The organism is Curtobacterium sp. WHRI 8282 (genome assembly GCF_040223925.2).
Lineage (GTDB): Bacteria > Actinomycetota > Actinomycetes > Actinomycetales > Microbacteriaceae > Curtobacterium > Curtobacterium flaccumfaciens.
In genome coordinates this window covers 507,062-521,307 of sequence record NZ_JBEHCD020000002.1, presented here as the reverse complement: position 1 = coordinate 521,307, position 14,246 = coordinate 507,062, and the positions used below count along the sequence as shown (strand labels likewise).

Sequence of the window (14,246 nt, the reverse complement as noted above, 5' to 3'; positions counted from 1 at the left end):
ACAGGGGCGCTCGCGCGCAGGGGGGCGCGCGGAGGGGCACCAAGCGCGACGCAGAGGCAGAGCAAGGGCACCAGCGGGGACGAGCGGACGAGCGACGGCCGAGCGCCGCCCCCGCGTAACGTTGGCACGTACGACAACAGCGCGGGGAATCCACACTCCGGACCCCGAGTTGCACCAAGCGCACACGCCCGCACGACGAACAGGAGCACCACCATGGCCACCGACTGGATCGCGATGCAGGCCCTCGCGGCAGCCGAGTTCGGCCGCCGCGTCGCCGCCGTCACCGACTGGGACGCCCCCACCCCCGACTCGGAGTGGACCACCCGGGACCTCGTCGCCCACGTCGTCGACGAGCAGCGCTGGATCCCGAAGCTCCTCACCGAGTGCGACTACGCCCAGGCCCAGGCCGACCTCGAGCCGATCGGCGACGACCTGGTGGCCGAGTGGCACCGGTTCGCCACCTCGGCCACCGACGCCTGGCGGAACGCCCCGCAGGACACCCCCGTGCACCTCAGCACCGACGTCGTGCCCGCCGCGCAGTACCTCACCGAGCAGACGAGCGACATCACGATCCACACGTGGGACCTCGCCCGGGCGACCGGCACCGAGGAGTCCCTGCCCGACGAGCTCGTCCGCGCCGTTTGGGAGTACTTCGAGCCGCAGATCGAGGACCTCGCCGCCACCGGTCTGTACGCACCCCCGGTCGACGTCACCGAGGACTCCCCGCTCCAGGTCCGCCTGCTCGCCGTCACAGGCCGCGATGCCAGAGTGACGGCATGACCACCGACACGAAACGCCTCGGCAACTCGGGGCTCGAGATCAGCAGCGTCGTCCTCGGCATGATGTCGTACGGCGACCCGGACCGGGGCTCGCACGCCTGGAGCGTCGGCATCGACGAGGCCCGCCCGTTCGTCCGCCGCGCGTTCGAGGCCGGCATCACGACCTTCGACACCGCGAACGTCTACTCGGATGGCAGCAGCGAGGAGATCACCGGCACGCTCCTGGCCGAGCTGGCTCCGCGCGAGGACGTCCAGGTCTTCACGAAGGTCTTCAACCGGATGCGTCCCGGCCGGAACGGCGCCGGGCTGTCCCGCGCGGCGATCATGCACGAGATCGACGCCTCCCTGACCCGGCTCGGCACGGACTACGTCGACCTTTACCAGATCCACCGCTTCGACCCGGTGACGCCGATCGAGGAGACCATGGAGGCCCTCCACGACGTCGTCAAGGCCGGCAAGGCGCGTTACATCGGCGCGAGCAGCATGTGGATGTGGCAGTTCGCCGAGATGCAGCACACCGCCGAGCGCCACGGCTGGACGAAGTTCGTGAGCATGCAGGACCAGTACAACCTGCTCGAACGCGAGGAGGAGCGCGAGATGCTCCCCTTCTGCGAGCACACCGGCGTCGGCGTGATCCCGTGGAGCCCCCTGGCCCGCGGCCGCGTCACCCGCCCCTGGGACGCCTCCGGTTCGGGCTCGCGCGCGCAGACCGACGAGTTCGGCAAGACCCTCTACAAGCAGGACGAGGACGCCAACCGCGCGATCGTCGACGCGGTCGAGGCCGTCGCCACCGAGCGCGGCGTCCCGATGGCACAGGTCGCCCTGGCCTGGGTCGCCGGCAAGCCCGCGGTCTCCGCGCCCATCGTCGGCGCGACGAAGGAACACCACATCGACGACGCGGTGGCCGCAGCGTCGCTGACGCTCACCGACGACGAGGTCACGCGACTCGAGTCCGCGTACACGCCCCGGGTGCCGTCGGGTTTCTGACGCCCCCACGAGCGGACGGGAGGCACGGTGCCAGCTGGCACCGTGCCTCCCGTCCGTCAGGTGGTCGCGGTGACGGCCGTGGTCAGGCGACCGCGCTGCCGTCAGCGCGCTGCAGGCGCGCGATGCGCCGCCGCGCGGCTCGTTCGGAACCGGTCTGGTCGTCGAGCACCGCACCGATCCCGTCGAGCACGAGCTTCGTGGTGCGGACCACCGGCAGCTCCACCGGGCCGACGATCGGCGCACGGAGGCCGAGGAGCGAGCGGTGCCGCGGGTCGAGCGTGGACACGGCTCCCTGGAAGACGGCGCGGTAGCCGGGTCGCAGCAGGCGGGACAGCGGCGGGTCCTTGATGAACCGGACGACGTCTCGGGTGCGCGAGTCGACCAGGAGTTCGCCGCGGTCCAGGTACCCGTTCATCTGCGCACGGAGCTCCGCCTCGGACTCGGGCGGGTCGACGATGCGCATGAGCCGCCCGGCCTCGGCCCACTCGCGCACGTAGGCGTCCGCGCCTCCGGGGATCGGGCCGCCCCAGCGCTGGGCGGCGCGGAGGAACGCGTCGGTGAAGGCGAGGTGCACCCAGCGCGCCAGGTCCGGGTCGTTGGCCGCGTAGGGACGGGTTGTGCCGCGCGCGTCGACGTACTGCCCACGGACCCGCTCGTGCAGCCGGAGCACCCAGTCGCTGCCGCTGCGGGCGGTCTGCCGGTCGCCGTACGTGACCGTCGCGATCCACCGGCTGGTGCCCGCCAGACGACCGAACGGGTCCTCGCGGTACCGGGAGTGGTCGGCGACGCCGGCGAGCGCGCCGGGGTGCAGCGCCTGGACGAGCAGTGCCCGCACGCCGGCGACGATGCCGTGGCTCCCGCCGTGCACCGCCCACGTGGCGGAGCCCGGACCGAAGAAGCCCGCGTCGGTGCCGTGTTCCAGGTCGTCCATCCAGGCTTCCGTGCCGGTCGAACCGCCCGTGAACGTCTGGTTGAGGCGGGACCGGAAGACGTCGGAGACAGTGGACATGTCGTCATGTTCCGTCCGTCACCTGGGCGTGGGGGTGCCATCGCGCAAAGTGGCCCTCCCAGCGTGCACGGGGGTCGCCCACTAGGTTGGGTCGGGTGAGCATCGACACGCCTCGTCCCTGGCTTGCCTCGTACGCCCCGGGGGTCCCGCACGACATCGAGGAACAGAGTGGTTCCCTGTACGACCTGGTCGAGCAGTCGGCCCGGAAGTTCCCCAGGCAGGTCGCCCTCGAGTTCTTCAAGCGCACCACGAGCTACGCCGACCTCGAGGAGCAGATCCTCCGCGCGGCGAACGGCCTGCGGAAGCTGGGCGTGGGCGCGGGCGACCGCGTCGCCATCGTCCTGCCGAACTGCCCGCAGCACATCGTCGCGTTCTACGCGGTGCTGCGACTCGGCGCGATCGTGGTCGAGCACAACCCGCTGTACACGCCGCGGGAACTCCGCCACCAGTTCGAGGACCACGGCGCCGAGGTCGCCATCGCGTGGGACAAGTCCGTCGCGACGCTGCAGGACTTCCCGGCCGACGTGCACCTCGACGCGATCGTGTCGGTCGACATCACCCGGGCCATGCCCCGGAGCACCCGGCTCGCCCTGGCGCTGCCGGTCGCGAAGGCCCGCGAGTCCCGCGCGAAGCTGACCGCGAAGGTGCGCGGCACGGTCAAGTGGGACGACCTCGCCGACACCCGCAAGCTGTCGAAGCGGCACCCGCGGCCGGCCACCGACGACGTCGCGCTGATCCAGTACACGTCCGGCACCACCGGGACACCGAAGGGCGCGGTGCTGAGCCACCGGAACCTGCTGGCGAACGCCGCACAGGCCCGGGCGTGGGTGCCGCAGATCCGCCGCGGCGACAACGTCGTGTACGCGGTGCTGCCGATGTTCCACGCCTACGGCCTGACGCTCTGCCTGACCTTCGCGATGAGCATGGCCTCGCGGCTCGTGCTCTTCCCCGCGTTCGACCCCGCCCTGGTCCTGACGGCGATCAAGCGCCACCCGCCGACGTTCCTGCCGGCCGTGCCGCCGATCTACGCCCGGCTGCAGCACGCGGCCGACTCGGCGAAGGTGTCGCTCAAGGGCATCGAGATCGGCATCTCCGGTGCCATGCCGCTGTCGCAGGACATCGTCGAACCGTGGGAGGCCCGGACCGACGGCTACCTGGTCGAGGGCTACGGCCTGTCCGAGTGCTCCCCGGTCCTGATGGCCAACCCGGTCTCCCCCGAACGTCGACTCGGATCGATCGGCCTGCCGCTGTCCTCCACCGAGGCGCGCGTGGTCGACCCCGACGACGACACGAAGGTGCTCGGCATCGACGAGCCCGGCGAACTGCAGGTCCGTGGCCCGCAGGTGTTCCGCGGCTACTGGGGCAAGGCCGAGGCCACCGACGAGGTCTTCACGCCCGACGGCTGGTTCCGCACCGGCGACATCGTGGCCATCGACGCCGACGGGTACGTCCGGATCGTCGACCGCCTCAAGGAACTCATCATCACCGGCGGCTTCAACGTGTCGCCGTCCGAGGTCGAGGACACCCTGCTGAAGCACCCCAGCGTCAAGGAGGTCGCGGTCGTCGGCATCACCCAGGGCGGCAACGAGCAGGTCGTCGCCGCGGTCGTGCCGAAGGACCCCTCGACGTTCGACGGGGCCGCGCTCCGGGCCTGGTCGCGCGAGCACCTGGCGGCGTACAAGGTGCCGCGCCGGGTCGTCGTGGTCGAGGACCTGCCGCGCTCGATGATCGGCAAGGTACTGCGGCGGAAGGTGCGGGACCAGATCCTGGACGGCTGACGCGTGGGCGCCGGGCGGCGCCGCTCAGCCGGCCCGCCGCCCGGGCAGCGCCAGCACGGACAGCCCGGCCACCACCAGCACGATGCCGGCCCATCCGGCGGTCCCCAGGCGCTCCCCCACCACGAGCACCGCCAGCACCGCGGCCACGACGGGCTCGAGCAGGGACAGCAGCGTCGCGACCGACGCGGTCACCGTCCGGAGCCCGAGCGCGTACAGCGAGTGTCCGATCACCGTCGGCACCAGCGCCAGGTACAGGAACACCGGCCAGTTGTCGGCGTCGGTCAGGAACGGCCCGCCCGCCACCACGGCGAGCACGACGAGCGGCACCGCGGCCACCCCGAACACCGCGCCGACGAGCCCGCGTTCGTTCGGCCCGCGGGCGGCCCGTGCGGCCGCGACCCCGACGTCCCCGCCGACGCGCATGCTGTCGGACTCCGCGCGGACGACGGCGATCGGCATCCGGCTCGTCGCGGCGTGCATCCCCCGCGCCACCGCCCACGAGTACAGCGCGTACGTCAGACCGGCGACCAGGGCGCTGCCGACTCCGACCGCGAGTGACCGCCCGCCGCCGTCGTGCTCGGAGCGCGCGAGGGTGACGACGACCATGCCGACCACGCTCACCAGGGTGGCGAGGACCCACCGGCGGGTGACGCGTCTGCGGTCGGCGACCCACTCGACCAGGCCGGCGAAGACGGGCGACGACCCGATGGCCAGGGTCGTGCCGAGCGCGACCCCGGCGTCGGCGAGGGCCGCGTAGAACGCGACCGCGTAGACCACGAGCGATGCGGCCCCGAGCAGTGCCCAGCCGCGCGTCCGGCGCTGCGTGACGGCACGCAGCGTGCCCCGGCCCGCGGTCGCGGCGAGCACGAGGCCGCCGAGCCCGAAGGTCACCGCACCGAACACGAACGCCGGCACACCGGGCGCGAAGTGCGTCGCGGTCCCGGTGGTGCCCCAGACCGCCGCGGCGACCGCGATCGCCGCCAGGCCGCCGATGGGCCTGGAGGCACGCCCCGCGCCCGGTCCGTGACTCACGAGACGTGGACGCTGGGCCGTCGGTTGACCTCGGGTTCCGCTTCGCGCAGGACCTCGCGCGTGACGGGGGCGACGTCGCCGGCGCCGGTGAACACGAAGCGCAGGGCGTTGCGGATCGGGCTGCCCTCGTTCCACTCGAAGTAGATGCTCGGCACCACCCCGGCGAGGTCGCGGATGGCGAGGAGCGTCGACGCGATGGTGTTCGGGACGTTGCCGGAGCGGACCTTGAGCACGCGGAACCCGTGGATGACGTGGCCTTCGACCACCAGGTCCTCTTCGAAGTCGGACGAGTCGGCCGGCAGGACCTCGAGGAACATCGTCGGCACGCGGGCCGGGATGCCGGAGTCGCGGCGTTCCTCGCGCCCCTTCGCCCGGTACGCCTCGGCCGTGCCGGCACCGGGCTCGTTCGCGATGATGCAGACCGAACTGAACTGGTCGGCGTCGGCCTCGACGAACTGCCGGGCGGTCGCGTCGAGCTCGATGGACGACGCCCGGAGCTCGAACGAACGCCGCACGCGCGAGATGAGCGACACCACGACGATCGCGATGATGAAGATCGCCGCGATCCGCACGCCGTCGGGCCGCTCGATGACGTTGGCGACCGTGGTGTAGACGAACACGACCGAGATGACACCGAACGCGATGGTGCGCTTGCGCTGCTGCTTGCGGCGCGCGGACAGCGTCACCGCGACCGCTGCGCTCGTGATGAGCACCAGCACGCCGGTGGCGTAGGCGCCACCCTGGGCGTCGACGTCGGCCTGGAAGATGATCGTGATGACGAACGCGATGAGCGTGAAGATGATCACGAGGGGACGCACCGCACGCGCCCACTGCGGTGCCATGCCGTAGCGGGGCAGGAACCGCGGCACCAGGTTGAGGAGCCCCGCCATCGCGCTCGCACCGGCGAACCACAGGATGGCGACGGTCGAGAAGTCGTAGATCGACCCGAACACCCCGCCCATGTACTCGTGCGCCAGGTACGCCAGGGCACGGCCGTTCGCACCGCCGCCCGGCTGGAACTCGCGCTGCGGGATGAGGAACGTCGTCACGATCGACGACGTGATGAGGAACGAGCTCATGATGAGCGCCGCGACGGTCAGCAGTCGCTTGGTGCCGCGGATCCGGCCCTCGGGTCGATCGCTGGTGTCGTCGCTGGCGTCACCGCGGACCTGCGGCATCACCGCGACGCCGGTCTCGAAGCCGGAGAGCCCGAGCGCGAGCTTCGGGAACACGATCAGGGCGATGCCGACCATCACGAGCGGGTTGCTGTGCTGTGCCGTCAGCCCGGACCACCAGTCGCTCGCCACCATCGGGTTCTCGAACACGTGCCAGAGGGCGACGATGATGACGACGGCGTTCAGGGCGAGGAACACCGCGACGAGCCCGACCGCGATGCCGATGGCCTCCTTGAACCCGCGCAGGAACACGATGCCGAGCAGGAGCAGCAGCGCCAGGGTGAGCGGCACCGGGATCTCGGTGAACCAGTGCGGCGTGTACGGGTTCTCGGCGATGTGCGCCGTGGCGTCGGCCGCCGACAGGGTCATCGTGATCATGAAGTCCGTCACGGCGAACCCGAGCAGCACCAGCACGAGGAGCTTGCCCGCCCACCACGGCAGGAGCTTCTCGAGCATCATGATCGACCCGGCGCCCCGGAAGCTGTCGTGGGCGATCCGGCGGTAGACCGGCAGCGCCCCGAACAGCGTGACGAGCACGAGGACGATCGTCGCGATCGGCGACAGCAGCCCCGCGGCGAGCGCGGCGATGGCGGGCTGGTACCCGAGGGTGGAGAAGTAGTCGACGCCGGTCAGGCACATGACCCGCCACCACGGGTGGGTCTTCTCGACCTCGACCTGGTGCGGGCCCTGGTGCGAGGCGCCCTGGTCGGCCCCGTGCAGCATCCACCGGCGCAGGCGGGTGCTGCGGTCGAGGGGCTGCTCGGTGGCGTCGCGCTGGGCGGCCCGCTCGGCGTCTGTCGCGGTCACGTGGATGATGCTAAGCCGTCCTGGTGACCCCCGTGCACACCTGGACAGCCCGGTGCAAGGAGCGGTCCGACTAGCGCCGTGTGCGGGACAGGGCCGCCACGATCCCCGCCACGACCAGCAGCACGCCGGCGGCGATGCAGGCAGCCAACAGCAGGGTCGTGGTGTCCACTGAGAACATCGGCAGCGCACTCACGGCCATCGCTCCGGCGAACACCAGGAGCAGCACGCCCCAGAGGATCGTGCCGAAGCGTGCACCACCGCGTCGGGGCCGGTAGGCGGGCCCGTCCGGGGCGCCCGGGGAGGCCACCGGTGCAGTCGCCTCGTCGTTCGTCGAGCCGTCGTCCGTCGGGTTGTCGTTGGTCGTGCTGTCCGTCGTCATCGTCCCGTTCCTCACTCGCCGACCGTGATCGCCCGCGGCACCTCGACGCCACCGCCGAGGATCCACAGGTGCACCGTCGTCGTCTCGTCCGCGTCGGCCGTGCGTGCCGCACGGTTCTCGAGCGTGGTGGTCCGGAGCACCCCACCGGTGCCGTCGTCGTCGCCCCCGCCGGTGTCGATCCCGTAGCCGACACCGCTCACCTCGACCCGCACCGGCAGGTCGGTCGGCAGCAGCACCTCGGCTCCGCCGGCGCCCAGCCAGAGGCTCACGTCGCCCCCGACGGCCGACGGCTCGAGTCCGCGGAGGTCCAGGGTGGGACCGCCCGCCAGCATCGCGAAGTCCCGTTCGGTCCCCGAGGCGGCGCGTTCGACCTGCCACGTGGTGCCGCCGATCAGCGAGACCTGGGTGCCGGCGGGCAGGACCCCGGTGACCACCAGGGCCACCGCGGCGATCGTCGAGAACAATCCGAGCACGTCGTCGTCACGGCCGCGGATCCCGGCGACGATCGTGGCGATCGCCAGCACCGCGAGCGCCGCGGCGATCCCGAGGACCGGGACGGACCACCCGGCCTGCTGCGCCCAGAACGCGACCCCGGCTCCGGCGACGAGTGCGAGTCCGAGGGACACGGCGACGTACGCCGCCCCGGGGCGCCGCTCCACCCGCTCGGCCCGCCGTTCGGCCGCCCGCTCGCGTTCCGCGCGCATCCGCTCCTCGTGCTGCCGTCGCCGGTCCTCGGGGCTCAGCGGTGCACCCCACTGCCAGGAGGCCCGCCCCGCGTCCGTCGCGCCGGTCGCCTCCGCAGTCCACGCGTTCCGGGCCGGGTGCGGCTCCTCGGGGCTGGTCCAGAAGTCGCCCCGCGGTGCGGCGGTCGGGTCGGTGCCGGTGCCGGTGCCGGTGCCAGTGCCAGTGCTCGCTGACAGATCACCGTCCACCCCGCGTCGGGCCAGGACCACGATGAGCCACACGATCCCGCCGACGAGCACGATGCTCCACGCGGTGGCCAGGGTCGCCTCGAGCCATCCGGGCATCCCCCAGGCGTCCGGGACCCCCTGCCACCAGAGGCCCCGGGCCGCGGGCACGAACGTCAGTGCCACGAGCGCGCCGATCGCGATGAGCGCCGGGTCGAGGACCCCGCGGATCATCCGTTCGACGTGGATGCGTCCGGCGGTGTCGGGCAGCAGCGCCCAACCGACGGCGTAGGCGAGGAAGACCGGCCCGCCCAGCAGCGCGACGACGATCGTCACGCCGCGGACCACGAGCGGGTCGAGCCCGGTGCGGCGGGCGACGGCACCGCACACGCCGGCGAGCCAGCGGTCGTCGGTGCGCGCGATGCCGAGGCCGCGGACCCAGTCGAAGAACCGGGTCGTCGAGTCGGCGCTGCCGGCGGCGGTGCCGGGAGCGGAGTCGTGCTGGTGATCGGTCATGGCCACCAGCATCCCGGCAGTGCTCCGCCGACACCATCGGGGTTCCCCCTGACCGGTCCCTGATCCCTGCCCCCGACCCTGCAGGGACCGCCGTCCGGGTGCCAGGATTGCCCCATGGCCACCGCGACGATGACGCGCCCGACCCCCAGGGTCGTCGGCGGGGTCTGCAGCGGGTTCGCGGCGCACACCGGGCTGCCGGTCGGGGCCGTCCGGCTCGCCACCGCGGTCCTGGTGGTCTGCGGCGGCGCCGGGCTGCTGCTCTACGCCTGGCTCTGGGCGACCGTGCCGAGCGCAGCCGCCGGGGCAGCCGCCGGAAGCGCACCGCTCAAGTCCGTGCTGACCCCTGCCGCCGACGTCGACCAGGACGAGCCCACCGCGTCCGCCCGGCACGCCCCGGTCGTCGAGATCCTGCTCGGCGTGGCCCTGCTCGCGGCCGCCGGCGCCGTCGTCGCGGCACGGATGGGTGCGGCGGTCCCCCTCGAGGTCGTCGTGCCCGGCGTCGTGGTCGTCACCGGCGCCGCACTCGCCTGGCGGCAGTTCGACGCGCTCCGCAACGTCCGCACCGCCGGGTCCTCCGCCCTGGTCGTCCGGGCGCTCGGGGCCCTGGTGCTCGTCGTGCTCGGCATCCTGCTGTTCTTCACGACGAGCAGCCGCCCGAACGTCTGGACCGTCCTCACCGCCGCGGTCGCCGTCCTGGTCGGGGTCGCCGTCGTCGTCGCCCCGTGGGTGGTCCGACTCGTCCGCGACCTCGCCGAGGAACGCGGCGCCCGCGTCCGCGACCTCGAGCGCGCCGAGCTCGCGGCGCACCTGCACGACTCGGTGCTGCAGACCCTCGCCCTCATCCAGCAGAAGGCCGAGCCGGGTTCGGACGCGGCGCGGTTGGCGCGGGCGCAGGAGCGCGAGCTGCGGTCCTGGCTGTTCACCGAGCAGGCGGAACCTGCGCGCGACCTCGGCACGCAGCTGCGGGACGCTGCCGTGGACATCGAGGCCGAGTACCCCGCCCGCATCGAGGTCATCGCGGTCGGACCCGCCCGCAGCGACCTGCCGGACGGGCTCGTCGCCGCCGCCCGCGAGGCGATGCTCAACGCCGCCCGGCACGCCGGTGGGACCGTGAGCGTGTACGCCGAGACCGCCGGTGAGCGGGTCGAGCTCAGCATCCGCGACCGCGGCCCGGGCTTCGACGTCGACGCGGTGCCCGAGGGCCGGTACGGCGTCCGCGAGTCGATCATCGGCCGGATGCAGCGCCTCGGCGGCCACGCGACCATCGCGCCGGGGCCGGGCCGCACCGGCACCGAGGTCCGGCTGACCCTGCCGCTCGCACCCGCCACCCACGACGAGGAGCACGCATGACCGGACCCGCCCCGTTGACGGTCGCGATCGTCGATGACCACTCCATCTTCCGAGCCGGCGTGCGCGCCGGGCTGCCACCGGGCCTCCAGGTCGTGGGTGAGGCGGCGACCGTCGACGAAGCCGTGACGCTCGTCGCGGCCACGCGCCCGCGCGTCGTCCTGCTCGACGTGCACCTGCCGGGCGGCGCCGGCGGCGGCGGTGCCGAGGTCATCACGCGGTCCGCACCGGGGAACCCGGACACCCGGTTCCTCGCGTTGAGCGTGTCGGACGCCGCCGACGACGTGGTGCGGGTCATCCGGGCCGGCGCCCGCGGGTACATCACGAAGAGCTCGTCGAGTGCCGAGGTCGCCGAGGCCGTGGCCCGCGTGGCGGACGGTGACGCGGTCTTCTCGCCGCGCCTGGCCGGCTTCGTGCTCGACGCCTTCGGAGCGGTCAGCGGCGAGACGGCGCAGCACGACGCCGAGCTGGACCGCCTGTCCGCCCGCGAGCAGGAGGTCATGCGGCTCATCGCGCGCGGGTACGCCTACAAGGAGGTCGCGACGGAGCTGTTCATCTCGGTGAAGACCGTCGAGACACACGTGTCGAAGGTCCTGCGGAAGCTCCAGCTGTCGAACCGGCACGAGCTGACCGCGTGGGCGCTGCAGCGCAAGCTGCTCTGAGCGTCCACGCCGGCCGGACCGGCCTCACTTCGCGCTGATGCGGGTGTACTTGTTCACCGCCCACGGGACGAAGACCACGAGCATCACGGCGATGCCGATCAGCACCGTCAGCACGGGGTGCTGCATCGTCCAGATGTCCGGTACCGGCGCGGACCCGACGTTGCCGAACAGCTCCCGCGCGGCCTGCACGAGCGACGACACCGGGTTCCACTCCGCGAACACGCGCAGCACCAGCGGCAGGGTGTCGCTCGGCACGAACGCGTTCGAGATGAACGTCAGCGGGAACAGGATCATGAACGAGGCGTTGTTGATGACCTCGGGCGTCTTGACGCTCATGCCGAGCAGCGCCATGACCCAGCTGAACGCGTAGCTGAACAGCAGCAGCAGGGCGATGCCGGCCAGGAACTCGAGCGGCGACGAGTTCACCCGCCACCCGACCGCCAGGCCGGTGAGCATCATGATCGCCATCGAGATCGAGTTGAGGACGAGGTCGGAGTTGGTGCGCCCGACCAGTACCGCGGACGCCGACATCGGCAGCGTCCGGAACCGGTCGATCAGCCCTTCCTTCAGGTCCTGCGCCATCGCCGATCCGGAGAACGTCGCACCGAACACCACGGTCTGCGCGAAGATCCCCGCCATCAGGAACTGCGTGTAGTCGGTCCCCTGGACCTGGATGGCGCCGCCGTACACCTGGCTGAACAGCAGCACGAACATGATCGGCTGCAGCACGGCGAACACGAGCATGTCCGGCGACCGCTTGAGCTTGATGAGGTTCCGCTTGGTGACGGTCCAGCCGTCCTCGACCCAGACGGCGAGCGGCGAGGTGACGACGACGGGCAGCTGGCGGCCCGGCGCGAGGGACGTGGTGGTCATCGTGCCGTCTCCTTCTGCTTGGCGGCCGCGGGTTCGTCGGCGTCGTCGTCCGTCGCGGCGTGTCCGGTCAGGCGGAGGAAGACGTCGTCGAGGGTCGGGCGTCGCATGCCGGCGTCGTGGAGTTCGATGCCGGCCGCGCCCAGGTCGGCGAGCACGCGCTGCAGGGCTGCCGGACCGGCCTCCACCGCGATGGCACGGGTGCGGCCGTCGCCCGAGGTCTCGACCTCGCCGACCCCGTAGCGGCGGAGCACCGTGGTCGCCGCGTCGCCGTCGGCCTCGTCGACCAGGGTGACGACCACCCGGTGCCCGCCGACCTGCGCCTTGAGCTGGTCCGCGGTGCCCTCGGCGATGACCGCCCCGTCGTCGATGACCGCGATGTCGTCGGCGAGCCGGTCGGCTTCCTCCAGGTACTGGGTGGTGAGGAGCACCGTCGCCCCCTCGGCCACGAGGTCCTCGATGATGCCCCAGAGCGCCAGTCGGCTGCGGGGGTCGAGGCCCGTCGTCGGCTCGTCGAGGAACAGCACGCGCGGGTTCATCACCAGCGCCCCGGCGAGGTCGATGCGTCGCCGCATGCCGCCGGAGAAGCCCTTCACCGGACGGTCGCCCGCCTCGGACAGGTCGAAGACGTCGATGAGCTCCCGGGCACGATCGCGCGCGGTCCTGCGGCCCAGGTGGTAGAGCCGCCCGATCATCTCGAGGTTCTCGAACCCGGTCAGGTTCTCGTCGACCGCCGCGTACTGCCCGGACACCCCGATGGACCGCCGGGTGGCCTGCGGGTCGGCGATCACGTCGATGCCGTCGATCGTCGCGGTCCCCGAGTCCGGCGTGATGAGGGTGGTGAGCACCTTCACCACCGTGGTCTTGCCCGCGCCGTTCGGCCCGAGCAGTGCCTTCACGGTGCCCTGCGGCACCGACAGGTCGAGTCCGGCAAGCGCGTGCACCGGCCCGGACTTCGACCTGTAGGTCTTGGTCAGCCCGGAGGCTTCGATGATGGCCATGTCGCTCCTTCGTCGGACACGGTGGGTACCCGGGGGTCCGGTGGAGCGACGGACGTCACTCAGACGTCGAAGTCACCACCACCGAAGTCGCTGAAGCCACCGCCGAAGTCGGATCCGCTGTCGCCCCAGCCCGCATTGTCGAAGCCGCCGCCGTCGGATGCGCCGCCGTCGGACGCCCCGGCATCGCCGGATTCAGCACCAGTGTCCTCCGAACCACCGTCACCCGCAGCGTCGGTACCGCCATCGAACGAACCGGGGTCGGGCAGGAACGCGCTCATGATCGCCGAACCGATGACGTAGCCGGCCACCGTCCCGAGGATCGAGGCGCCGATCATGCTGCCGAACGACGGGCCCCCGCGCTGGCCGCCGAAGCGTCCGCCGCCACCGCCGACGCCGCCGAGCGAGCGCTCCATGAAGCCCGGCTGGCGGATCTCGGAGCGGGTCGCCGACTGGGCGAGCGAGCGCGGGTCGTCGCCACGGGGCGCCTCACCGGGAGGCGCGGTCCGGGTGAACTCGTCGTAGACCATGCGGCGCTGCTCGTCGGTCAGCTTGGCGAAGGCCTCGGCGTGGACCTCCTCGATGCGCTCCGGCGGGGCCGTGCGGAGCAGGTAGCGGTAGCGCTCGACCGCACGCTCGTCGTCGGTCGTCGCGCCCTGCTGCTGCGTCGGTGCACCGCCCCACTGCGGGACGCCGTACTGGCCGCCCTGCGGTGCGGACGGTGCCGGCTGCTGGTAGGACTGCTGGCCGTACCGGTAGCCCTGCTGCTGCGGCGGCTGCCCCCACTGGTTCTGCTGCGCGTCCGCGGATCGGTCACGCTCCGGACGTCCGAGCAGGCGGTCGAGGAATCCCATGGTCGATGCTCCTTCGGGTGCACGGCGGGTCCGGTCGGACCCGTCGTGGACTGCAACACTACGAACCCCCGGCGTCCGATGACTGAGCGCCCGCTCAGAGTCGGCCGGGAGGCGCGTGCCGGCCTGGCACCGTGCCTCCGGTCCG

At 72.3% G+C, this 14,246-nt stretch carries 13 protein-coding genes; 5 read left to right on the top strand and 8 right to left on the bottom strand.

Annotation, left to right across the window (positions count from 1 at the left end):
• Positions 1-213: 213 nt before the first annotated feature.
• The gene (locus ABRP24_RS08750) at positions 214-780 is read left to right on the top strand and encodes a TIGR03086 family metal-binding protein (RefSeq protein WP_349847966.1); all 567 of its coding nucleotides are present in this window, start codon (positions 214-216) and stop codon (positions 778-780) included.
• Positions 777-1,766 carry an aldo/keto reductase gene (locus ABRP24_RS08745; protein WP_349847969.1) on the top strand — a complete coding sequence of 330 codons (990 nt, stop codon included), beginning with the start codon at positions 777-779 and terminating at the stop codon, positions 1,764-1,766. The genes ABRP24_RS08750 and ABRP24_RS08745 overlap by 4 nt, the downstream gene beginning before the upstream one ends.
• A gap of 82 nt (positions 1,767-1,848) precedes the next feature.
• Here ABRP24_RS08745 and ABRP24_RS08740 read toward each other — a convergent pair whose 3' ends face one another.
• Complete coding sequence (locus ABRP24_RS08740) at positions 1,849-2,775, bottom strand: oxygenase MpaB family protein (protein ID WP_349847971.1); 927 nt, start codon at positions 2,773-2,775, stop codon at positions 1,849-1,851.
• Between the two features lie 95 nt (positions 2,776-2,870).
• On the opposite strand from ABRP24_RS08740, the gene ABRP24_RS08735 reads away from it, so the two are divergent.
• Positions 2,871-4,553, top strand: a complete 1,683-nt coding sequence (locus ABRP24_RS08735; protein WP_349847973.1) for a long-chain-fatty-acid--CoA ligase — start codon at positions 2,871-2,873, stop codon at positions 4,551-4,553.
• A 24-nt stretch (positions 4,554-4,577) separates the two neighbouring features.
• Here ABRP24_RS08735 and ABRP24_RS08730 read toward each other — a convergent pair whose 3' ends face one another.
• From ABRP24_RS08730 to ABRP24_RS08715, 4 genes are all read right to left on the bottom strand, one after another.
• The gene (locus ABRP24_RS08730; protein WP_301629684.1) at positions 4,578-5,585 is read right to left on the bottom strand and encodes a DMT family transporter; all 1,008 of its coding nucleotides are present in this window, start codon (positions 5,583-5,585) and stop codon (positions 4,578-4,580) included.
• Complete coding sequence (locus tag ABRP24_RS08725; protein WP_231495623.1) at positions 5,582-7,483, bottom strand: amino acid transporter; 1,902 nt, start codon at positions 7,481-7,483, stop codon at positions 5,582-5,584. Before ABRP24_RS08725 ends, ABRP24_RS08730 begins: the two co-directional genes overlap by 4 nt.
• A gap of 154 nt (positions 7,484-7,637) precedes the next feature.
• A complete protein-coding gene (locus tag ABRP24_RS08720; protein WP_138802778.1) occupies positions 7,638-7,946 on the bottom strand; it encodes a hypothetical protein in 309 nt (102 codons plus the stop codon).
• Positions 7,947-7,957: 11 nt separating this feature from the next.
• Positions 7,958-9,370 (bottom strand): PspC domain-containing protein, encoded by a 1,413-nt coding sequence (locus ABRP24_RS08715; RefSeq protein ID WP_349847976.1) that lies wholly within the window; start codon positions 9,368-9,370, stop codon positions 7,958-7,960.
• Positions 9,371-9,484: 114 nt separating this feature from the next.
• Between ABRP24_RS08715 and ABRP24_RS08710 the strand changes: the two genes are divergently transcribed.
• Positions 9,485-10,720, top strand: a complete 1,236-nt coding sequence (locus ABRP24_RS08710) for a PspC domain-containing protein (RefSeq protein WP_349847979.1) — start codon at positions 9,485-9,487, stop codon at positions 10,718-10,720.
• Positions 10,717-11,379, top strand: a complete 663-nt coding sequence (locus ABRP24_RS08705) for a response regulator transcription factor (RefSeq protein WP_111057048.1) — start codon at positions 10,717-10,719, stop codon at positions 11,377-11,379. The genes ABRP24_RS08710 and ABRP24_RS08705 overlap by 4 nt, the downstream gene beginning before the upstream one ends.
• A gap of 24 nt (positions 11,380-11,403) precedes the next feature.
• On the opposite strand, the gene ABRP24_RS08700 is transcribed toward ABRP24_RS08705, so the two are convergent.
• From ABRP24_RS08700 to ABRP24_RS08690, 3 genes are read right to left on the bottom strand one after another with little or no spacing between them, the layout of a single operon-like run.
• Positions 11,404-12,252 carry an ABC transporter permease gene (locus tag ABRP24_RS08700; protein WP_051596514.1) on the bottom strand — a complete coding sequence of 283 codons (849 nt, stop codon included), beginning with the start codon at positions 12,250-12,252 and terminating at the stop codon, positions 11,404-11,406.
• Positions 12,249-13,250 carry an ATP-binding cassette domain-containing protein gene (locus ABRP24_RS08695; protein WP_349847982.1) on the bottom strand — a complete coding sequence of 334 codons (1,002 nt, stop codon included), beginning with the start codon at positions 13,248-13,250 and terminating at the stop codon, positions 12,249-12,251. Before ABRP24_RS08695 ends, ABRP24_RS08700 begins: the two co-directional genes overlap by 4 nt.
• Positions 13,251-13,309: 59 nt before the next feature.
• Positions 13,310-14,101, bottom strand: coding sequence for a hypothetical protein (locus ABRP24_RS08690; RefSeq protein ID WP_071246581.1), 792 nt, complete (start codon positions 14,099-14,101; stop codon positions 13,310-13,312).
• Positions 14,102-14,246 lie beyond the last annotated feature (145 nt).